This is a genomic window from Chitinophaga parva, from assembly GCF_003071345.1.
In the GTDB taxonomy this organism is placed as follows: Bacteria; Bacteroidota; Bacteroidia; order Chitinophagales; family Chitinophagaceae; genus Chitinophaga; species Chitinophaga parva.
In genome coordinates this window covers 2148948-2171008 of record NZ_QCYK01000002.1, presented here as the reverse complement: position 1 = coordinate 2171008, position 22061 = coordinate 2148948, and the positions used below count along the sequence as shown (strand labels likewise).

At 53.2% G+C, this 22061-nt stretch carries 15 protein-coding genes; 4 read left to right on the top strand and 11 right to left on the bottom strand.

The genetic code is table 11. The annotated features are described in order from the left end of the window. Positions 1–15: 15 nt before the first annotated feature. The 4 genes from DCC81_RS18950 to DCC81_RS18935 form a co-directional block, all read right to left on the bottom strand. Positions 16–1608 carry a RagB/SusD family nutrient uptake outer membrane protein gene (locus tag DCC81_RS18950; protein ID WP_108688140.1) on the bottom strand — a complete coding sequence of 531 codons (1593 nt, stop codon included), beginning with the start codon at positions 1606–1608 and terminating at the stop codon, positions 16–18. Between the two features lie 20 nt (positions 1609–1628). Next, positions 1629–4850, bottom strand: coding sequence for a SusC/RagA family TonB-linked outer membrane protein (locus DCC81_RS18945; RefSeq protein WP_205686365.1), 3222 nt, complete (start codon positions 4848–4850; stop codon positions 1629–1631). Positions 4851–5170: 320 nt separating this feature from the next. Continuing rightward, a complete protein-coding gene (locus DCC81_RS18940) occupies positions 5171–6217 on the bottom strand; it encodes a FecR family protein (RefSeq protein WP_165806646.1) in 1047 nt (348 codons plus the stop codon). Between the two features lie 269 nt (positions 6218–6486). After that, entirely contained in the window at positions 6487–7065 is a 579-nt protein-coding gene (locus DCC81_RS18935; protein ID WP_133177721.1) for an RNA polymerase sigma factor, read from the bottom strand. Positions 7066–7223: 158 nt separating this feature from the next. Here DCC81_RS18935 and DCC81_RS18930 point away from each other — a divergent pair, with 158 nt between their 5' ends. Next, positions 7224–7922 carry a hypothetical protein gene (locus tag DCC81_RS18930; RefSeq protein ID WP_133177720.1) on the top strand — a complete coding sequence of 233 codons (699 nt, stop codon included), beginning with the start codon at positions 7224–7226 and terminating at the stop codon, positions 7920–7922. Positions 7923–8121: 199 nt separating this feature from the next. Beyond that, a complete protein-coding gene (locus DCC81_RS18925) occupies positions 8122–9333 on the top strand; it encodes an NAD(P)-dependent oxidoreductase (protein ID WP_108688135.1) in 1212 nt (403 codons plus the stop codon). A 3-nt stretch (positions 9334–9336) separates the two neighbouring features. On the opposite strand, the gene DCC81_RS18920 is transcribed toward DCC81_RS18925, so the two are convergent. The 4 genes from DCC81_RS18920 to DCC81_RS18905 form a co-directional block, all read right to left on the bottom strand. Beyond that, entirely contained in the window at positions 9337–10056 is a 720-nt protein-coding gene (locus DCC81_RS18920) for a tRNA1(Val) (adenine(37)-N6)-methyltransferase (RefSeq protein WP_108688134.1), read from the bottom strand. 99 nt (positions 10057–10155) lie between these two features. Next, positions 10156–12246, bottom strand: a complete 2091-nt coding sequence (locus DCC81_RS18915; RefSeq protein ID WP_165806645.1) for an alpha-L-fucosidase — start codon at positions 12244–12246, stop codon at positions 10156–10158. 105 nt (positions 12247–12351) lie between these two features. Next, on the bottom strand, positions 12352–13347 hold the full coding sequence (tsaD, locus tag DCC81_RS18910) for a tRNA (adenosine(37)-N6)-threonylcarbamoyltransferase complex transferase subunit TsaD (RefSeq protein WP_108688132.1): 996 nt from the start codon (positions 13345–13347) through the stop codon (positions 12352–12354). Positions 13348–13365: 18 nt separating this feature from the next. Continuing rightward, a complete protein-coding gene (locus DCC81_RS18905) occupies positions 13366–14619 on the bottom strand; it encodes an ABC transporter permease (protein ID WP_108688131.1) in 1254 nt (417 codons plus the stop codon). Between the two features lie 237 nt (positions 14620–14856). Here DCC81_RS18905 and DCC81_RS18900 point away from each other — a divergent pair, with 237 nt between their 5' ends. Next, positions 14857–16440 (top strand): peptide chain release factor 3, encoded by a 1584-nt coding sequence (locus tag DCC81_RS18900; RefSeq protein WP_108688130.1) that lies wholly within the window; start codon positions 14857–14859, stop codon positions 16438–16440. 117 nt (positions 16441–16557) lie between these two features. Here DCC81_RS18900 and DCC81_RS18895 read toward each other — a convergent pair whose 3' ends face one another. From DCC81_RS18895 to porG, 3 genes are all read right to left on the bottom strand, one after another. Continuing rightward, positions 16558–18477, bottom strand: a complete 1920-nt coding sequence (locus tag DCC81_RS18895; protein WP_108688323.1) for a menaquinone biosynthesis decarboxylase — start codon at positions 18475–18477, stop codon at positions 16558–16560. Positions 18478–18579: 102 nt separating this feature from the next. Then, positions 18580–18927, bottom strand: a complete 348-nt coding sequence (locus DCC81_RS18890) for a virulence factor (protein WP_108688129.1) — start codon at positions 18925–18927, stop codon at positions 18580–18582. Between the two features lie 665 nt (positions 18928–19592). Further along, positions 19593–20453: a type IX secretion system protein PorG gene (porG, locus tag DCC81_RS18885; protein WP_133177719.1), complete on the bottom strand. Its 861-nt coding sequence runs from the start codon at positions 20451–20453 to the stop codon at positions 19593–19595. Between the two features lie 664 nt (positions 20454–21117). Here porG and DCC81_RS18880 point away from each other — a divergent pair. Next, positions 21118–22023: an AraC family transcriptional regulator gene (locus tag DCC81_RS18880; RefSeq protein ID WP_108688127.1), complete on the top strand. Its 906-nt coding sequence runs from the start codon at positions 21118–21120 to the stop codon at positions 22021–22023. Positions 22024–22061 lie beyond the last annotated feature (38 nt).

Genomic DNA, 22061 nt, shown 5'->3' with positions numbered 1-22061 from the left:
TATAAACAAGGTCCGTTATTGTAGTTTTGGATTGGCGTTCACCACCTGTTGCGGCAGGGGGAAGATGGTCCGGTCGCCCGCATCCCCCGCATGGGAAAGCCAGCTTTTTTTCTGGAACACCCCAAAGCGGATAAGGTCCCGGCGCCGGTAAGATTCCCAGGCAAACTCCCAACCCAGTTCATCCAGGAAGCGCCCGTACGTGATCACATCCTGGTTGCCCGGGTCTGTGATCTTATAGTTCTTCACCAGCCCGTATTGATAAGCGCTGTTCTGTTTCAGCTGGGTCCCTGTCACCGTGGCTTTTGCAGGATCACCCGGGAAGTCCCGCTGGCGCACCTGTGTTACCAGTGCGGCCGCGCCGTCTGCATCACCGGCACGCAGCAGGCATTCGGCTTTCATCATCAGCACCTGTGCGTAGCGGAAGAACGGAAAGTCGTTACTGAGGTCTGTCTTGGCGCCTACTTTCACTTCAAACTTATTCATGCGGTAGCCTTCAGACTCTCCCGTATACATGCCATCAGGAATGTCCTTGGTAAAGTTCAGGGGCTTGCCGTCACTGCCATTGATAGGCTGGCCATTGTCCATTGCATATTGCTTGCCCATCAGCCAGGTGTCCGGCAGGCGCTGGTCTGCAGCATCATAAGTGTTGATGAACTGTGTTACGCCCATGGCAGAACCGCTGCCCCAGGGCGTGGTTTGCAGGTCTGCTTTAGCGCGCAGCGCACCATGCCAGCTGTACATATGGGGCTGGAAGCCACCGGCGCGGTTCTCATCAAACGGGATGGCCCAGATGATCTCCACGCTGTTTTCATTATCGGTCTTGAAAATATCCCGGTACTTCGGCTCCAGGTTATAGTGGCCTATAATATCATTGCACTGCGCCAGGCAACCGGCCCAGTCCGCGGTGCCACTGTACACGCCTGCATTCAGGTAAACGTTTGCCAGCAGCGCCTTTGCAGCCCACTTGTTAAAGCGGCCATAGGTAGATTTATCAATCTTCTCCGTAAGATCCGGCAATGCCGCGTTGATCTCGTCCACCACAAATTTATATACCGCTGCCCGCTTGGTCTTACCAGGATAGTCTGCCGGTGTGGCCAGCCCGTCCAGCGGCTCCGTTACCAACGGTACGTCGCCAAAACTATCCATCAGGATCCAGTAATAACAGGCCCTGGCCACGCGCATTTCCGCGATGAAATTTTCCTTGGTAAAGCCACCGGGTATTTTGATGGTGCCATCATCCAGTTGCTTGATCACGCGGTTCGCATCGCCCACGCCTTTGTAAATGGAGTTCCACATGTTCAGGAACTGTGGGTTCTCAGAGTTCCACGTGTGCAGGTGCATGCGTTTGTAAATGCCGCCATCGTCCCAGCCGGAGGCATTGGCCGGCATCACCAGTTCATCACTGCTGGTTTCCTGTACAATGTTCCAGGTCACGTGACCGTACAAAGAGCGGAAGTTTGCATACACAATGCCCATCGCATTGTAGGGATCATCATAGTTGTAAGTGTTCTGCGACACGCTGCTGTAGGGCTTTTCATCAAGATTATTGTTACACGCGCCCAACCCTACCGTGAGTGCCATGCCTAAATATATTGCAATGCGTTTCATGTCGTTTTGTTTAAAATGGATCAGAAGGAGAGGAAAGCGCCCAGGGTATAGGTGGATGTGGCCGGGTAGCGGTTACGGTCGTCAATGCCCGGTACCAGGGCGTTGCCGCCATAGGAAGTACTGATCTCCGGGTCAATGCCGCTGTACTTTGTGAACGTGATCAGGTTGCCACCGGATACGTACACCCGCACGCGTTTCAGGTACTTGTTCTTCAGCAGAATGTTATAGCCCAGGGTGATGTTATCTATTTTCCAGTAGTTCCCGTTTTCAATAAAATAGCTCACGTAGTTGAGCGACTGGTCATCCGCCACTGCGCGTTTGCCATACACCGGTGCATAGGTGCTGGTAAATACGTTACCACGGCCCAGGCTCACCGGTGTGGCATACCACATGGCCGGTGCATTCACGATCTGGAAACCAAAAGCGCCGCGCATGGTGACGGTCAGGTCCAGGTTCTTATAAGCAAAGCTGTTGTTGAATGCCAGGTAGCGCTTGGGCATACCATTGCCGATCACCTGCTTGTCATCTGCCTGCTGGTCATCAATGGATTTATCCTTGCCGTCCTTTCCCTGGATGATCCAGTGCCCGTTATCATCTATGCCGGTGGTCTTAAAACCCCAGAAATTGCCAATGGGCTGGCCTATCTGGATGCGGGTAAAGTTCTGCTGGATAGGCTCACTGGTAGGCCCTGCATCAAAGTAGCCGCTGGCGATGGAAAATGCATCATTGCTCAGGGATACCAGCAGGTTTTTATTGGCAGAGAAATTCACTGACGTATTCCAGCTGAAGTTCTTTGTCTGGACGGGAATAGCATTCACCTGGATCTCTATGCCCTTGTTCTGCATCACAGCCGCATTGGCCAGGATGCTGCCATACAGGTAAGGGGGCGTGGGCACCGGATAGTTGAAGAGCAGGTCACGGGTGGTACGTTTGTACAGGTCAATGGAGCCACTGATCACATTCTTGAACAGGCCAAAGTCGATGCCCACATTGCCTTCTTCCTTCTTTTCCCAGCGCAGGTCCGGGTTGGGGTTGGAGCTTTGGTTGATGGATTGCTTCCACACCCCGTTCTGGTAGTAATACGTATTAAAGTCCAGCAGCTTCAGGGAGGCGTAAGACTGGCTGGGCTCTGTGCCTGTAATGCCATAGCCGCCGCGTAATTTCAGCACGCTCACCACTTTGGAGGCTTCCAGGAAACTTTCTTTCTTGATGTTCCAGCCCACAGACACCGCGGGGAAGTTGCCCCACTTGTAGTTCTCCCCGAATTTGGAAGACGCCTCACGACGGATGCTGGCCATCAGGAGGTACTTGTCTTTGAACGCATAATTCACCCTGCCAAAGAAGCTCACCAGCTTGTTGTCTGTCTGGTAAGAATTTTCCACCGCTTCTCCCCTTTTCAGGGCCAGGCCGGTCTGCATACTGTTCCAGGTAAAGTTATCCGCCGGGAAATCCCAGTTCTGCATGTAATAATCCTCTTCATCGTAATAGCGCCAGCTGTAGCCACCCAGCACGGTGAACTGGTGGTCTTTGATGGTCCGGTCATACGTGGCGGTAAGTTCCAGCTGGTCATCCTGCTTGCGGCCTGCGCCCCGGCTCGCATAGCCGTTGCGGCTGTCATGCACCGTGGAATACTGCTTCTTGGTTTCATAGTAACCGCGGTCCGTACTCAGGATGTCCCTGGAGCCCAGCAGCCGGATGGCCAGCCCACTGACCGGGAACAAGCTAACGGTACCGTACATACGAAAATCTGTGGTCTTGTTCAGGCCCTGTGTTTCTTCCAGCAGGGATACGGGGTTCATGTAATCTGTTTTCTCCACGTGCTCCACCCAGTTGCCGGCAGAATCCCTGGGCCGGTCTGTAGGATTGTAGGTCAGTGCATTACGGTATACATCCCCCCGGAAGCTGGTGTTGGAGTTCAGGTTACTGGCGCCATCCGCACCGGAGAAGTAGGTTTGCTGGTAGCCGGTAAGGTTACCGTTGAACTTCAGCTTCCCGTCAAACATGGAATGGTTTACTTCCAGGCGGGGCGTGATGAGCTTTTGGTTAGAGCGCTTCATGATCCCATTCAGGTCGCGGTAATTGAGGTTGGCAATGTAGCTGGTGTTCTTGTTGCCGCCCTTTACGCTTACGTTGTACACTGCGCTGAAAGGTGTCTGGGTCACCAGGTCCAGCCAGTTGGTGTTGTAGCCGTAGTCCTTTGTATTAGGCTTGCCTTCTGCCACCAGCTGCCGGTACTGCGCCGCGTTCATAAAAGGCAGGCGCTTGGTGATATGCTGGGTAGTGGCGTACGTATTAATGTCCAGCGTAGGCGGCATTTCCCCGTTCACCTGTTTGGTGGTAATGAGGATCACCCCATTGGTGCCACGGGTACCGTAAATAGCGGCGGCAGAACCGTCTTTCAGTACGTCTATGGATTCAATGTCTTCCGGTGCTACCGTATTCAGGCTGCCGGGGATCCCGTCTATCAGCACCAGCGGCGATACGGCCGCCATGATGGTACTGATGCCCCGCAGGTTTACCTGGGTGGCACCGGCGGGGTTACCATCCGGTGTGGTTACGCTGAGGCCCGCTACCTTACCGCGTATGAGCGCACCAGCATCCTGCGCGGCACCTTTCACAAAATCCTTTGCTTTTACACTGGCCACCGCGGTGGTGATCTGCTCACGCTTCTGCGTGCCATAACCTACTACCACCACTTCATTGAGCCCGCCGTTATCCTGCGTAAGCGCCACGGTGAGGGATTCCTGCCCCGTGTATTTTATCTCCCGCGAGAGGAAGCCGATGTAGGTAAATACCAGCGTGGCATCTGCCGGCACCTGTAGCTCAAAGTTGCCGTCCGCGCCGGTTACCGCGCCCATAGAGGTGCCCTTTATGCGGATGCTTACGCCGGGCAAAGCCTGCCCCTGTTCGTTCACTACCTTGCCTTTCAGCCTGGTATCGCGCAGGGTTTCTTCTTTGGGTGCTATTACTACCAGACCGTTGTCCATCACTTTGTACTGCAGGCCGGGCAGGTAGTTGTCCATAATTTCTTCCAGGGTGGCATTGGTTACGTTAAGGCTTACCATTTTTTCCTTGAGCGCCTTATCATTATAGAGGAAGCGGAAGTTGCTGCCGGACTCCATGCGTTCAAACAACTTTTCCACCGCTACCTGTTCATAGTGCAGGGTAAACCGCTGTTGCCCGAAACCCGCGGCCGATACCTGCAGCAAGGCGCATAAAAGAAACGCGGTGAGGAAATTCATAATGAGGAATATTTTTTTTAACCGCCTGCGGCCAGGCCAAACCTTCTGGTTCTTTTTCATACATTTGTTTTGAGTAGTTAAAGAAGGGAGGGCAATAAACTTCCTGGCGGGCTGAGAAGCCCGCGCTTTAACGTTTTCGAGGGGAAGTGTTGCCGCACTTCCCTTCTTTTTGCCCGTTAAGCATTCATTATTAACTGTTGGTTGCTTTGTTGGACTTGGCTATGTGTTGTTTAGATGAACGTGGAATAAACCAGGATATACATTCGTTGATAAAGCTTCTTCTAAAATTTTGCATTCGGCACATTTGACCGCTATTTGCATCACTGTATGACAACCGTATCTCCCCGCATGCTGTAACGGAAGCTGGTAGTGTATTGCAGCGCTTTCAATGCCTGTGTTACCGTTTCCGTGGTGAAAGACCCGCTCACCAGCTCACTGTGCAATCCCGGCTGCTGCACTACGATGTTCACGTTGTACCAGCGCTCCAGGCGGCGCATCACATCATCAAAAGGTTCCTTCTTAAATTGCAATTCATTGCGTACCCATGCCGTGGCCGTCAGTACAGAATCCGGGAGATGAGGCGCAGCTGTAGCAGCAGGCTTTGCCACCGGCGCCACATCCGCGATGGTGGTTTGCGTACGGCCCAGCTGGTCTACGCGGAATTGCTGCAAAGGCTCCAGCACCACGGGTTTGCTGCCCGGCAGGGCTACGGATATTTTCCCATTCACCAGGGTGGCTTCTGCATACACATCTTCTTTGTAAGCCCGCACATCAAAGCGGGTACCCAGCACAGTAATGCTCATGGCAGGTGTATGCACCACCAGCGGATGCACGGGATCCGTCACTACATCAAAATAGGCCTCTCCATTGAGGTTTACCTCGCGGTGGCCGCTGGAAAAATCATCTGCATAGGTAAGCCGGCTGCCGGCATTGAGCCATACTTTAGTGCCGTCCGGTAATTCTATTTTAGACCGCGATCCATGCCGTGTACTTACTTCCGTATGCGGGGCTTTTGCCGCCAGCGCAGCATCCCGGGCACGTTGCACCCCGAAATAGGCAGCACTAACTATTATACCTATGAAAACCGCTGCCACAGCCCACTTCAGCCAGCGGCGATTGTGCGGCATTGCGATCACCGGCGCTTCCAGCTGCTGGCTTACGGCCGTCCAGCCTTTTTCCAGGAGCTGGCTGCCGCTTTCCACCTGCACAAAAGTAGGTTCCCTGGGCTCAAGCGACTGTAGCAGGGCCTGCAGGTGGCTGGCTTCCGGATACTCCGTTTCCCATTGCGCCAGCGCACGCAGCTCCTCCGGCGTAGCGTCGCCGGAAAGTTTCTTGCCGATCAATTCCAGGATATGCGTAGGTAGCATGGACATAAGTGTTCTACTATTTAAAGACACAGGTTTTTGAAAACACCCTGAAGTGGGAAAAAGATTTTTTAAATATTTTTTACGGGGGGAATTTATCTGCTCATGAGAATTTATCCGGCCACGGGTATTCATCTGCTCATGGGAATTTATCTGCTCATGAGAATTTATCTGGCCACGGGTATTCATCTGCTCATGGGATTTATCTGCTCATGAGAATTTATCCGGCCACGGGTATTCATCTGCTCATGGAAGCCCCTGGCCGCAAGGGCTCACCTGCTCACAGGAATACCGGCCTGCAATAGCAGCTCCTGCAGCCTGCGCAGGGCCAGGGTCATCTGGGTTTCCACGGTTTTTACGGAAACATCCAGCAGGGCGGCGGCTTCACGGTATTTAAGTCCGTCTTCCTTGATCAGTTTAAAAATGAGCTTACACTTGGGCGGTAGCTGGTCTATGCCGCGGCTCAATGCCTGGGCGGTTTCCCGGGAAATGGAGAGCTGCTCCGGGGAAGGAGAAAAGTGGATATGCGCGGCACTTACCTGGTCCAGGTCAATGGTGGCCGCTTGTTGCTGGCTGCGCAGGTGATTGCTGGCCCCATTGCGGCCGGCCCTCAGCAGGTAGGCCCGCAAATGGGTGATCTCCGGTAGTGATGCCCGCTGCTGCCAGAGCCTCACAAAAATGTCGTTGACAATTTCTTCCGCCGCCTGCTTTTGCCGGAGAATGGCATACACGAAATGGAACACCGGGAGGGCGTGTTGGTTGTACAACCACTCAAAAGCCTCCTGGTCTGCATAGCTGGCAATGCGTTGCAAATAGAATTGTTCGTTCATTACGTGGAATCTGACAGCCAATATAAAGGTTTTTTTGATAAGTGTAAAAAATACCCCTACACCGGTCCGGCCCCGGATTATTTTTTCACATTGACCCAAAATCTTTTGCACATCCGCCCATTGCCCCCGTTTCCCGGCTAAATTTGTTGCAGACACATTTATCCTAATACCGAAAGACCATGAAAAACTTGTGCTTGTTCCTGCTATTGCTTTGCTGCATGGCCATGAAACCCGCTTCACCCGCGCCCAGCTTTGATTTTCAAGGAAAACACACCACAAAAAGCAAAAAGCCCACTGCCCGGAAAACGGCCGCAAAACCTGCTGCAAAATCCACCACCGCTGCCGCCACGGCGCCTGCAAAAGAAGCCGTAAAAGAAGCCGTGCCGGAAGAGCTCCAAAGCTTTACGGAAGAAGGCATGCAGGTAAGCCGCTGGCAATACGGCGATCTTGATGCAGACGGCAACCGCCGGGATGCCCTGGTCCTGCTCACAGACATCCGCGAAGAAGAGGCTAACTACCGCGACTATACGCTGAAACCCCGTACCGTAAAAGTGCTCATCCGCGGCAACAATGGTAAGCTGGTAGAAAAGCTGCGCAATGATCATTGCCTGGCTGCCAAGGAAGAAAGCAATCCCGGTGCCGCAGATCCCTTCCGCCGCTTCATCATCCAGAAAGGTGATTTTATGCTGGTAGAGCAAAGCGGTTTCGGCAAGCTCCATTCCGAAGTATATACCACCTTCCACTACGACGGCACCCGCAACTGGAACCTTAACAAACGCACTGAAATAGGCTTCCGCGATACAAAACAGATCGGCAAAAAAATAACCAGCGGCAAGGACCTCGGGAAGACGGATTTTGAACATTACAGGAATGTGTAGGGAAATTGTCTTAGGTCTCAGGTCCTAAGTCTTATGTACCATTTACTATAGATAGGTATCCCTTGTAACACTGTAACTGATTGCCTAAGACCCAAGACCTAGGACCTAGGACCTAGGACCTAAGACCTAAGACCTAGGACTCAAGACCTAAGACCTAAGACAATTTTTGCCCCCACCCGGATATCCCGTAAATTAACGCATGAAAAATCAATTTCGCATTGGACTGATCCGGGAGGCGAAGATTCCACAGGATAACCGCGTGGCCTTTACGCCGCTGCAATGCCACTGGATCCAGCATCACTACCCCCACGTGCAGATGATCGTGCAGCCTTCTCCCCACCGCTGTTTTACGGATGCAGAATACCAGCAGGCCGGCATCACCGTGGCGGAGGAAATGGAAAGCTGCGACATACTGCTGGGCATTAAAGAAGTACCGGCCACACAGCTCATTCCCGGTAAAACGTACCTGTTCTTCTCCCACACCAAAAAGAAGCAACCTCAGAACCAGCGCATGTTGCAGGAGATCGCGGAGAAAAAGATCACTCTCATCGATTATGAATGCCTCACCCATGCGGATGGGCAGCGCATGCTGGGCTTTGGCTTCTTTGCCGGCGTGGTGGGCGCGCACAATGGATTAATGGCCTATGGCAACCGCACTGGCTCTTTCCAGTTTAAACGCGTACACCAATCGCACGACTTCCAGGAAATGATCGCGCACTATTTCGGGGTGATGCTGCCGCCCATGAAAATAGCGGTAACCGGCTCCGGGCGCGTTACAGCGGGCGTACTGGAGATCATGGGCCTTCTCGGTATCAAGTATGTAACGCCGGACGCACTGATCATGCAGGAGTTTGACTACCCGGTGTACACCCAGCTGAAAGCCGGGGAACTTTACCTGCACAAAACAGACAAGACCTACAACCGTCTTGACTTCCACCAGCATCCGGAAAATTATGATTGTAAATTCCGCCCCTTTGTGCGCGCGGCAGACATTCTCATCAACGGTATTTACTGGGACCACCGCATAGAACAGCTCTTTTCATGGGACGATCTGAAAGACCCGCTGTTCCGCATCCAGGTGATCGCAGACATTACAGACGATGCCAGCGGATCCATCCCCTGTAACCTGGGCGATGCCACCATTGAAGACCCGGTATACGGCGTGGACCGTCTTACCCGCGCACGCACAGCGCCGGCACAGCCTCAAAGCGTGGACATGATGTGCGTAGGCAACCTGCCCAATGAACTGCCCCGCGACGCCTCCCAATACTTCGGCGACCAGCTGATGAAATATGTGTTTACTGAATTACTTACACCAACAACAGATCTGGTGAAACGTGCCACCATCATGGATAAGGGCCAACTCACCGCGGAATTTTCTTACCTGCAGGATTACCTTGCCGGTGCATAAGCACTAGAGGTACAAATAATAGTCTTTCAAAAGATCCGTGAAGGCCGGCGAATACTGCTGGCCTTCTCCATGTATAGCCATTTCCTGCACTTCGGTCTCCACCTGGGTATCTCCAAAGATGCCTATGCTGCGGAACAGCGGATGCCCCTCGCGGTGCCGCACCTGTAGCAGCTTTTGCAGGTAAAGCCCTTGCCCTTCCGCCAGCGCTTTAAACACCCCGAACGGCGCGGCGGGTAACAACACGGAGCATTGCCCACCGGGTTTCAGGTGTTTGCGGATCACCTGCAGCAATGCCGGGAAACGCAGCTGTGTAGCATGCATAGCCTGGTTACGTTGCGCATCCCCGCTCTTCAGGTCATCTTCGTAAAAAGGGGGATTGGTGAGGATAAAATCAAACAAGGTGTTGCTTTCAAGAGCACGCGCATCCCCGCAAATGGCCGTGAGCCGGGCTTTCCAGGGCGAAGCATTGAAATTTTCCGTGGCCTGCATACAGGCCTGCCGGTCCAGCTCAATGCCTGTAAAATGCGCATTGCTCTGCTGGGCGCCCATTAAACTCAGCAATCCCGTACCGGTGCCAATGTCCAGCACCTGCTTCACATCAGTGCGCCCGCCCAGGTAATGCGCGGTGTAAGCGCCCTGCAGGCAGGCATCCGTACATACCTTCATAGCCGTACGGTCCTGGTGGATGGTGAATTGCTTGAATTTAAAATAATGGTTGCCCAAGAAAAATTGTATTTAGTAGCAGGTATTACGGGTGCGAAGATCGGTTTTTTATTGTTGTATGCAGTGGCATGCACCCGACACGATACGCACGGACACTTACTACATCATACTTAATACAATATTGGGTAGCCGCATGTCCCGGTGCACAGATACCGGTGCGTGGGGCTGCACTTTGATCATGTGGTAAGCGCCGCTGCCAGTGGCGGTTACAGCGGGCAATTGCTGGCGGTACAATTGCTGTGGAATATCAGGGTCCATGCTCCAGCGGGTATAGGCATGGAAGCGGTTCCAGTACTTTACCAGCAACTTGTTCTTCCCGGGCTGCAGGTGCAGCAGTAATACGCTGTGCTGTACCGTATCCCGGTCAGGGTTATTGTGCACATCCTGCAATGTCCCGTTCAGGAACACCTGCATGCCATCTCCACTGCGGAAGCCTACCAGCACATCCTGAGCGGCGGGAGCGGTGATATCCCGGCTTACCCACCAGCCGTCCATGGGGTGGGTACAGAAACGGTTGGTACTGTCAGCGGCATTGCCGGGGAAAGGCTGCCATGCCTGTTCTTTCATATCCGGCAGGTCATCCAGGCCACACCAGTAAGGACCGTTTATGACAGCGGGGCCCCATTGCACAGCAGATGGATTGCCGGGAAGCGGCACGGGTTGGCCTTTATCCAGTGTGATGGTTTGCGATTGTCCGTCTACGATCATGTCTATACTGCGGCCCTGCTCCTGTGCGGAATAAGTGACGGTTGGCTGCAAAGTCTTGCCAGCCGGCACCTGCAGCGTCCACGACTCCGCTACCGTACTGCGGTAAGTAGCGTTGTAGTCCGCACCGGAAAAGCTGTAGAAGGGCGTGGCATTCCGGCGGTCCAGGGTAGCAGGCAGGGAGGCCACGTGCGTGGGCAGTACCTCGTAAGGCCCGGCCATGGCCAGTTCCAGCACCTTAATATCGTTCCCCACCTGGAAGCCTGCCGGTAGTACGATGGTGATGCCGTCCTTACCTTTCGTTATTTTAGCACCCACGGGCTGGTGATTTTCCAGCAGCGTGATTTTTTTAATACTGCCATTGAAACGGGGCAGGGTAATAAAATTACCTTCCGGTTGTTGCAGCAAGTGCAGGTAGAGCTTACCGGGTTTCACCGTCACTTCCCCCCAGGGGAAACTGGTTTCAAACGGGCTGGCATTAGCGCCGTAAATGGCGTCGCCGTTGCGTTCCAGCCACTGCCCATTGCGCAGCAATACTTCTTTTTCAAACTCCACCACACTCCCGTCGCCCCGCGGGCCAATGTTCAGCAGGTAGTTGCCGCCACGGCTTACTGTTTTAATAAGGCTTTCCAGTTTTTCATGCGCCTTCTCCCCTGCATCGCCATGTTCCTGCCAGGAGCGGTAGCCCCAGGTTTCGCCATAAATAGAAGCCGGTGTTTGCCAGGGCGCTGCAATTTTATAGTCCGGGTAATCATTGTCGCCCATCACGCAAAAGTCGCCCGCATCATTGCCCAAACGCCCGCTCACCATGCATTCCGGCTGCAGGCGGTGCACCAGGTCTGCCAGTTCCCGGCTTTGCGCCGGCGTGTTGGAGCCCATGTCAAACCATAATTCGGAGATCGGCCCGTAATGGGTGAGCAGTTCCGTGATCTGTGCCTTATTGTACGCATGATGTTCCGGCGTGATCGGGTCACTGTTTGAACTGGAAATAGGAGACGCCTGCGGGTAATGCCAGTCTATTAATGAAAAATACAGCCCAAAGCGCAGCCCGTGCCGCTTACAGGCATCCGCCAGTTCTTTCACCACATCGCGCCCAAACGGGGTGGCATCCACCACGTTGTAATCCGTGGTAGCGGTATGGAACATGCAAAATCCATCATGATGCTTGGAAGTGATCACCACTGAGCGCATGCCCGCTGCTTTGGCCAGCAACGCGATGGAGTCTGCATTCCAGCGGGGCGCCTTGAACTGTTCCGCCACAGCTGCATACACGTCGCTGAACACCACCGCGTAGGCCTGGATCTGTTCACTATAGCCCCGCTTTACCGGCTGCCCTTCCCACACGCCTCCCAGGGTGGAATAAATGGCGCCAAAGTGAATGAACATGGAGTATTTCTGCGCCTGCCAGGCCGCCTGCCCGGGCTTTTCCTGTGCATGCACAATGGCGGCAAACAGGAACGCTGCAAGTAAGGTGAGTTTACGCATTGGGTGGATTTTGCGTAAATGTAACATGCGCGAAAGAATAGGTTGATACATTCTTCGCAGAGAAACATAATAAATTTCCAAAAGACTATTTCGGGGGCCCCTGGCCTAGCGCGGGCTGGGCACTACATCCAGGCCCACAAATTCTCCTGCCAGGTATTTGTAATGGGCGGTCATCGCGATCATGGCAGCGTTGTCCGTGCAGTACTCAAACTTGGGAATGAATACCTGCCAGCCTTCCCGCTCACCCGCTGCCAGCATGGCTTTGCGCAGACCACTGTTAGCGCTTACACCGCCGGCAATGCCCACCTGTGTGGCGCCGGTTTCTCTGGCAGCTTTGATGAACTTGTTCATCAAAATACTGATGATGCGCTCCTGTACACTGGCGCAGATGTCGTGCAGGTTATTTTCAATGAAGCGGGGATCTTTCTTCAGGTTATCCTGCAGGAAATAGAGTATCCCGGTTTTCAGACCACTGAAAGAGAAATCCAGTCCCGGGATCTGTGGCTCGCTGAATGTAAAGCGGTGGGGATTGCCCTGCTGGGCATATTTGTCGATCAGGGGGCCGCCGGGATAAGGCAGGCCAAGGAGCTTGGCTGTTTTGTCGAAAGCCTCACCGGCTGCGTCATCCAGCGTTTTGCCGATGATCTCCATGTGCAGGTGGCCCTTACACAGCACGATCTGTGTATGGCCCCCGGATACGGTAAGGCAGAGAAAAGGAAAAGTGGGTTGGGGATCGTCAATGAAGTTAGCCATTACGTGTGCATCCATGTGCTGCACGGCTATCAAAGGCAGGTCCAGCGCCAGGGCCATGGCTTTGGCAAAGCAACTGCCCACCAGCAGGGAGCCAATGAGGCCCGGGCTCTGGGTGAAGGCTACGGCCGTAAGGTCGTTTTGCGTGATGCCCGCTTTTTTCAGGGCCTGGTCCACCACGGGCACAATGTTCTCCTGGTGGGCACGGGAGGCCAGTTCCGGCACTACGCCACCATACTGCTCGTGCACCGTCTGGTTAGCAATAAAATTAGAATAGATCTTGCCGTCCTTGATCACGGCAGCACTGGTCTCGTCGCAGGAAGATTCTATGGCTAGTATATTGATAGACATGGGCGCAAAGGTAGGCAATTATACCGTGCGGATAGCCACCACCGGGTCCAGGCGGGACGCCACATACGCGGGGATAAAGCCAGACAGCACCCCGGTGACCACTGATACGGAAATGCCAAAGATGATATTGCCCGCGGTCATGATCAGCTCAAAGGAGGTGGTCGCATTTACGATCAGCGTAATGATCCAGATCATCAGGATGCCCATAGAGCCGCCTATCACACAAAGCAGCACGGATTCCAGGAGGAACTCCGCCAGGATATTGCCCCGCTTTGCCCCAATGGCCTTTTTGAGGCCAATGATCTTGGTGCGCTCCTTCACGGTCACAAACATGATGTTGGCAATGCCAAACCCACCCACGATCAGCGCAAATCCACCGATCATGATACCGCCGCCGTTTATGCCGGCAAACATTACGTTCAGGTCCTGGCTGATGGAAGAAATTTCATTGAGCGCAAAATCATCTTCCCGCGTTGGCTTCAGGTGGTGCCCCGCCCGCAGTACACCCCGCAGTTCATCTTTCAGCTGGTCTACCGAGGTGCCCTCCCGGGCCTTTACCATGAACAATGGATCTGAATTAATCCGCTCATCCACGATGGTGCGCCCAAAAAGATAAGGCACTACTACGGAGTTATCGAAATTGATGCCGCCCACCAGGGTGGAACCTTTCTTAACCAATGTACCCACCACGCGCACCGGCCGGCCTTCCAGCTGCACGATCTTGCCAATGGCCTGTTCCGGGCTGTTGAACAACGCGCCCCATACATTACCGCCCAGTACCGCCACATTGGCCCCGCTGCTCACTTCCGTAGGGGAAAAATAGCGGCCGGCATTGATCTTCATCTCCTGTACCCGGTCAAAATCCTGGCTCACGGCATCCATCTCTATCTGGTCCACATAGCTGTCGCCCAGCTCCAGTTTTTTGCCATTACTGCTAAACATGAAGGTAATAACCTCCGCTCCCTGCACCTTGGCCTGCAACCCTTTCAGCTCCGTGTATTTGGGCACGGGCCGGTTCACGTATTTCCACCAGGGATACTCCCCGCCCCCGCCCCAGGGCCATTTCTGTATGTACACCACGTCACTGCCCAGTGAGGCCACATCCCGGCGCACATTATATTCCAGGCTGGTGGTCACGGTCAATGCCGCCGTAATACAAAAAATACCAATGGTAACGCCCAACAGTGACAGGAAGGTCCGCAGCTTGGCGGCCCACATTTCCTGCAGGGCCATGGAAAGGCTGTTTGCTACAATTTTCAGGGAGGTGAACATGACCTAAATGTAAGGAAAAATGTACAGTGTACCGTGTACAATGTACAACGTACTGCATACCGTGATAAGATACCTCAAAACCGCTATGGACGGGGCTTTACAAGAAAAGTTTAGCAAGACAACGCTCCGTGTTCGCCATCCCGGCAAAACCCCGCTCCAGACCGGGGGGCGGTACATTGTACGTTGTACATTGTACGTTGTACAACTTTGCCTACCTTTGCACCCTATTTTGCAACAATGAAATACGACCAAGAGATAGACAAAAGGAAAACTTTTGCCATTATTGCCCACCCGGACGCCGGTAAAACCACGCTCACAGAGAAATTCCTGCTGTTTGGCGGCGCCATCCAGACGGCCGGGGCGGTGAAATCCAATAAGATCAAGAAACACACCACCTCCGACTTCATGGAGATCGAGCGCCAGAGAGGTATCTCGGTGGCCACCTCCGTGATGACCTTTGAATACCGCGACATACTGGTGAACCTGCTGGATACCCCGGGTCACAAGGACTTTGCCGAAGATACTTACCGCACCCTCACCGCGGTAGACAGCGTGGTACTGGTGATCGACTGCGTGAAAGGCGTGGAAGAGCAAACAGAACGCCTCATGGAAGTATGCCGCATGCGCGATACCCCCGTGATCATTTTCGTAAATAAAATGGACCGCGACGGTAAAAATCCCTTCGACCTGCTGGACGAACTGGAAGAAAAACTGAGCATCCGCGTACGCCCACTCTCCTGGCCCATCAACGGCGGTACCGACTTCAGAGGCGTGTACAACCTGTATGATAAAAGCTTCGTGGCATTTGCCCCCAACCGCAAGGCTACGGATGAAGACATTGTACAGCTGCCAGACCTTAGCAGTGATTTTGTAGACAAATACTTCAACACCAAAGACGCTGCCCAGCTACGCAACGACGTGGAACTGATAGAAGGCGTGTATGATGAATTTGATAAGACCCCTTACCTGGAAGGCAAGCTGGCGCCCGTATTTTTTGGCAGCGCCGTGAACAACTTCGGGGTAAAAGACCTGCTGGACGCCTTTGTAGAGATAGGCCCCGCCCCGCGTAGCCGGCCAGCCAGCACCCGCGAGATCGATGTGCATGAAGACAAATTTTCCGGCTTCGTGTTTAAGATCCACGCCAACCTGGACCCGCGCCACCGCGACCGCATCGCCTTCCTCCGCGTGTGCTCCGGCAAGTTTGAACGCAATAAGTACTTCCACCACGTGCGCCTGGACAAGGATGTGCGCTTTGCCAATCCATACAGCTTCCTGGCCCGTGAGAAAAACATCGTGGACGACGCCTATCCCGGCGATGTGGTGGGTTTGTTTGATACCGGCAACTTCAAGATCGGCGATACCCTCACCGAAGGCGAAAACTTCTACTTCACCGGCATTCCCAGCTTCTCCCCTGAACTGTTCAAGGAACTGGTGAATAAGGACCCGATGAAGACCAAGCAGCTGGAAAAAGGCATCAACCAGCTTACGGATGAGGGCGTGGCCCAGCTGTTCACCCAGCACGGGGGCAACCGCAAGATCATTGGTTGCGTGGGCGACCTGCAATTTGAGGTGATCCAATACCGCCTGCTCCAGGAATACGGCGCCTCCTGCGTGTTCAACACCCTGCCGTTCTACAAAGCCTGCTGGCTTACCGGCCCCAAAGACAAGCTGGATGAGTTCATCCGCTTCAAACAAGCGAATATTGTAACCGACAAGGACGGGCAACTGGTATACCTGGCCCAGTCAGAATGGTATCTCAACACCGAGCGTGCTAACAACCCGGATATACAGTTTCATTTTACTTCGGAGATACATAAATAAAATTGTACAACGTACAGCGTACCATGTACAACGTATTTATCTAAGCGAAAAAGGCCCGGACATCCTGCGATATCCGGGCTTTTTATTACGTTGGAAAGATTGTGTGTCCGGGCTCGGCTATTTCACATTCACGATCGCCTCTTCTCCGTACATCTGGTGCTTGTACTTCAGGCTTGGAGAGGGCCTGAACGCACCGAGCCCCAGCTTGCTCCATTTCGCATCTACGCTGGCGATGGTCTTGTCGTCTGCTACGATGATATTGGGCCAGTCACGCTGGAAATTGTCGTAGGCTTTTGTTTTGAGGGTGCCATCCAGGCCAATGCCGCTCACCACCTGGCCAGCTTCGTTGGTGAAGCGTACCACGAAGTTGTCGCGCTTGGGGTCCAGGTTATTGCAGAAGCGCCAGAGGGCAGCGGCAAGATCATTCACATCCACGGTGTGCTCTACATACAGGATCATCTTGATGCCCTGGATGGCGGGCATTTTATACAATGCTTCATTCAGCGCGGCTATGTGCCCTGCGCGGTTCTTTTCCACAGCTACCAGCAGGCAGGAAATATCGTCTTTTAACAGGCTGTCGTTGAGGCCCTTGATCTCGGGAAACGCATGTTGCACGGCAGTTGCATCCAACCCACCTTTGTAGGTCACATAGGTTTCATCCGCTGTTTCCTCTTCAAATTTGCGGGTACCGTCTATGCACATTTTACCGCCAAATCCCATCTTGGAGCAGCTGTGATCCAGCACATCCATCGGGCCCTGGCTGAAGTAAATATCGCGGGAGGGGTCCAGGTGGCGGAACATGTATTGCGCCAGCTTTTTATAATCCTGCAGGCCGCATTGTTCGTCCGTTACTGCCAGGATCTTGTTGAACATCATCTGGCCGGCGCCCCACATGGCGTTCATGGTTTTCTGTGCCTGGCCAGCGTAGTCTTTCTGGATCTGCGCTATTACCAGGTTATGGAATACCCCTTCCACCGGCATTTCCATGTCTATGATCTCCGGCACCAGCGTCATTTTAATAGGCGCCAGGAAAATGCGTTCCGTAGCCTTGCCTATCCAGGCGTCTTCCTGTGGCGGAATGCCCACGATGGTGGAAGGATATACTGCATCCTTGCGGTGGGTGATGGCGGTTACGTGGAAGCGCGGGTACCAGTCTGCCAGGGAATAGTAGCCCGTGTGATCACCAAAGGGCCCTTCCCATACCGGGGCTTCACTGGGCTCCACGTAGCCTTCTATCACAAAATCCGCATCTGCAGGCACTTCCAGCTCGGGCTGGGTAATGCATTTTACCAGCTCCACCTTCTTCTTGCGCAGGAAGCCGGCCAGCATGTATTCGTCCACGTTTTCGGGCAGGGGCGCGGTGGCGGAGTAGGTGTACGTAGGATCGCCGCCCAGTATAACGGCAACGGGCATACGCTTATTCAGTTTCTTATATTCGGAAAAATGTTTGGCAGATACTTTATGCTTGTGCCAGTGCATGCCGGTCATGTCTTTTTCAAATACCTGCATGCGGTACATGCCTACGTTGCGAGAGCCGGTGTTGGGGTCTTTGGTATGGATAACGGGCAGGGTAATGAAAGGGCCGCCATCTTTGGGCCAGCAGGTAAGCACCGGCAGTTTGCCCAGGTCCGGGTTAGTCATCACCACTTCCTGGCAGCTGCCTTTGCCGCTGATCACCTTGGGCATCCAGGAGGCAAATTGGCCCAGTTTGGGCAGCATGGAGAGTTTATCGAGGATGCTTTCCTTGGGTTTGGAAAGCATTTTAAAGAGGTTTTCAATTTCTTTGGCTACATCATCCAGTTCCTGTACGCCGAGTGCGAGGCACATCCTGCGGTAGCTGCCCATGGAGTTGATCAGTACCGGGAAGTCGTAACCTGTGTTCTCAAACAGCAGGGCCTTGCCCCCACCGGGCATTTTACTTACGCGGTCTGTGATCTCGGAGATCTCCAGGTGCGGGTCTACATATTCCTTGATCCTTACTAACTCGCCTGCTGCTTCCAGGGTATCGATAAAATGCTTGAGATGCTTGTACGCCATAATGCCGCAAAAGTACGGATTTACAGAGAAAACCGGGTTGGGTACGGGCAATAAAAAACCGGGAGGCTCACACCTCCCGGTCTATCGTATTTATCAGGAAAATTACCATCCTCTGTGACGTCCGCGGCCATAGCCATGTTCCCGGTACACCACTACCGGCGCAGGGCGGTAGTAACGGGGACGGCCGTAATAATAGGCCGGTGCAGGAGCGGCATATACCACCGGGCGCGGTGCGCAATAAGCGGGAGCCGGCGCATAGTAGGCGGGGCGTGGAGCGCAGTAAGCAGGTGCGGGTGCATATACGACCGGCGCGGGTGCTACTACTACCGGAACCGGGGGCACCGGGATGGGCACGTTCACAGATGCATGAATGAATACCTGTGCGGAACTACGGTTACTAACGGCCAAACCGGCTATAAGTGCTGCTGCAAAGAAGAGGATCTTTTTCATGGCGTAGTATTTTTAATGTTGCGTTAAGAGGATGTATCGGTTAATAGAAAATTCGGTTAAAAGGTTCTCGTACCTGCGTACGATCTAGTGGTGATAATGACGCACCGGCTTATGATGCGGGTGATGGTAATGATGATGATGATGATGCGGTACCGGCGGATGCGGGGGCCTTGGCGGATGCCCCGGGTGAGGGTGCGGCGGCAAAGGCGGATGCGGAGGTAACGGCGGGTGCGGTGGCGGCGGAGGCGGCGCGGGCAATCCCGGGGGATGCGGCGGTACCGGCGGCCTACCCTGTGCCTGGCTGGCTACGGCCCCCAGTAACAGGATACCTGCAATGATCAATAAGCGCTTCATGTTTTCAGTTTTAAAGGAATTACAACAGGATAAATGCGACGTTCTGAAAGTTGACCCTAACACTTACTATCTCCGCGATTTCTGCGCTGGTAAAGACTTTCAGCCGATCTCGCATTTCTGTTTTCCTGTCGTTGTCTAGCAATATTCCAAAAGCATGCCAATTGAAATAACGGCACTTAAATCCGGCTTAAAAGCACGTTATAAAAGGTTAAATGCTGTTAACCAGTGTTAACGAAAAAGGACCAGCTGGTGGCCGGCCCTTCCCTTATATAATATGGATAATTTGCTGTACTTCCAGGTGTTACCCGTGTTTAAAACTTAGGACAGGTGGATACCTTTTGCTTGCCCCACCTGCCGGACCCGCCTCCACCAAAACGGTAGGTAACGGTAAGGCCGGAGAAGCTGTACCAGTCCTTTTGCTTGGGATTACCACGGGGGAAGCCATCCGGTGGATAGGTGCCGGGCGTACCATTCTTCGTCAATTCATCGCCGCGGTAAGCCAGCTTCGCCGCAGTGGTGCCTCTTTCCAGGATCAGGGTGTTCTGATCCACGTAGCCCTTGCTCACATCATCAATATAATCCGTGAACGTTTTGCGCAGCCCTACTTCTATACCCATTTGAATATGGTCCGTTACATTCCATTTAAAACCTACCCCAAACGGGATAGACACCGATACCAGGTTGTACATGGAACGGTCCGGGTACTGCGGCAGGCCTTCGCCTTCGGTAGAATAACGGCGTAGCGATACCCAGTTGCCATTTGCCATGCGCGTGCTCGGGTAAAAGCTAAACAGGCCTATACCGGCAAATGCGTACGGTGTAAAACCTTTATCGTCTATATCCAGCAGGTTGCCTTCCGCGATCACCGCACCTTCCCAGATGGGAGAACGGAAACTCAGGTTGCGTGCCACCAGGTCTTTTGCTGTATTGGTACTATCGGCTCCGGATACACGCCCGTAAGTAAGCGAAGCGCGCAGTGTAAAATGCGGGTTGAAATCCCGCTTGATGAGCAGGCCCGCCGCAATACCGGTATAGCGGAAATCCACCCGCTTCTGTACCAGGTCGCCACTATAATTGGCCGCACCCAGGAATATACCGCCCTGCCAGTATTGTGCATACGTGGCGCCGGACATCATTATCAATAACAGGAGTAAAAGGGGAAACTTCTTCAAGGAGTATCAATTTAGCGTGATATGGCTGACTGCCTTAATAAACGTCTTTTTCCACAAAAAAGTATAGTAGCACAGCCCGCTGCAAAATTAAAATAATTCACGTTCAAAAACAGGATGGGCAGGAGCCGTTTTAGCGGTTTTTATAAACGGTTTGGAAATGAAGATCCCGGTTTTTGCGCCCATCGCCCCGTGGCAAGGTGGTCTCCCGGGTGCTGAAATACCGCGCTGTGGCGGTATCCGCAAAAACATTGTTATTTTATTTTATTTAATTATTATTTAATAGATTATTTTTTACTATACTTGTAATAGCGAAAAAGTTGTCCGGTTTAGCGAATTATCATTTCCCTGTAGCCAGTCGGCCTTCCGGCAGTGCCGGCAGGTCTTCCCGGGGCTAAACCGGTATCAGCAGGCCGTGGTGGCCCATTTTAGCTAAACCGGGCATAAAAAAGGATGGAATTGACAACCAGGAAACATATAAATAATGACATATAGTTACCTTGACACATATTGTTTTTGTTTTATTATTTGATTCCAATATGTTTAATTTGTAAAGGAGATTATCAAATAACCCCGGGTCCATCAACCAGTTTGTTTCGTTGCCAGGTTTCATCGGTCAAATTTATGCGCTGCAATCAACGTACGACATCACGCAAATCGAATCCATATGGGGAGCGTTAAGCCCAGTACATTACAACAGCATTGGGAGGTAGTATATAAAGCGATCTGCTATGCCGACAACCATCTGGCAGAGCCAATCACCCTGAAAGATGCGGCTTCGCACCTGTTCATGTCCTATTCTCATTTTTATCACGTATTTGAGAAACTTACAGGAGAACCTTACGGGCATTATCTCAAACGCCACCGGCTGGAAGTAGCTGCTGCCATGCTGCGTTACGGTGGATATAACATCAGCGAGGTAGGTGAACGCTGTGGCTATGCTACTAAAGCCTCTTTCTCAAAAGCATTTGCCAACCATTTTTCATCCTCCGCTACAGACTTCCGCCGCCTGCCCCAGTTACAGAACGAAAAGCGCACCCTGCACCTCACTGCCAGCAAAGTGGCGCCTACCACGCAGCCTTTTTTCGAAAACCAGATCGTGCAGGAAGTGAACCTGCCGGCTTTTATTTTATACTATGACCTGGTGCCCCGGGAAAATGATCCCATCGGGCAGCTGGTCCAGGGCGTGCCGCAGTACGACCAGCGCTTTCATGAAATGCTGGAAAAGATCCAGGTGCCCAATGCCCGTGTGATCACCGGCACGCTGGATTCCGTACCCGTGACCCACTACGAACAACTTTATATGTTCTTTGGCCTGCTGGTGCCCCTGAACGAACTGGCCGCGCACCAATACATCCTCTCCACTTACCCGGACCGCCTGTTGACCAAGGAGCTGCCAGCGGGCCGCTACCTGCAGGTAACAGTGCAAACCAATTTCGTGGTGGCCGGCATGCAGCTGTACGGGCTTATAGAGCGCATCCACACCGAAGGGTATTATAAGATGAGCAGCAACAACTTTTTCCTGGGCATTCTCCGCCCCGGCACGTACGAACTGAACGTACCGGTAGTGTAGCAACCCGGGCAAACGGCACAGATATTGTAAATCTGCCA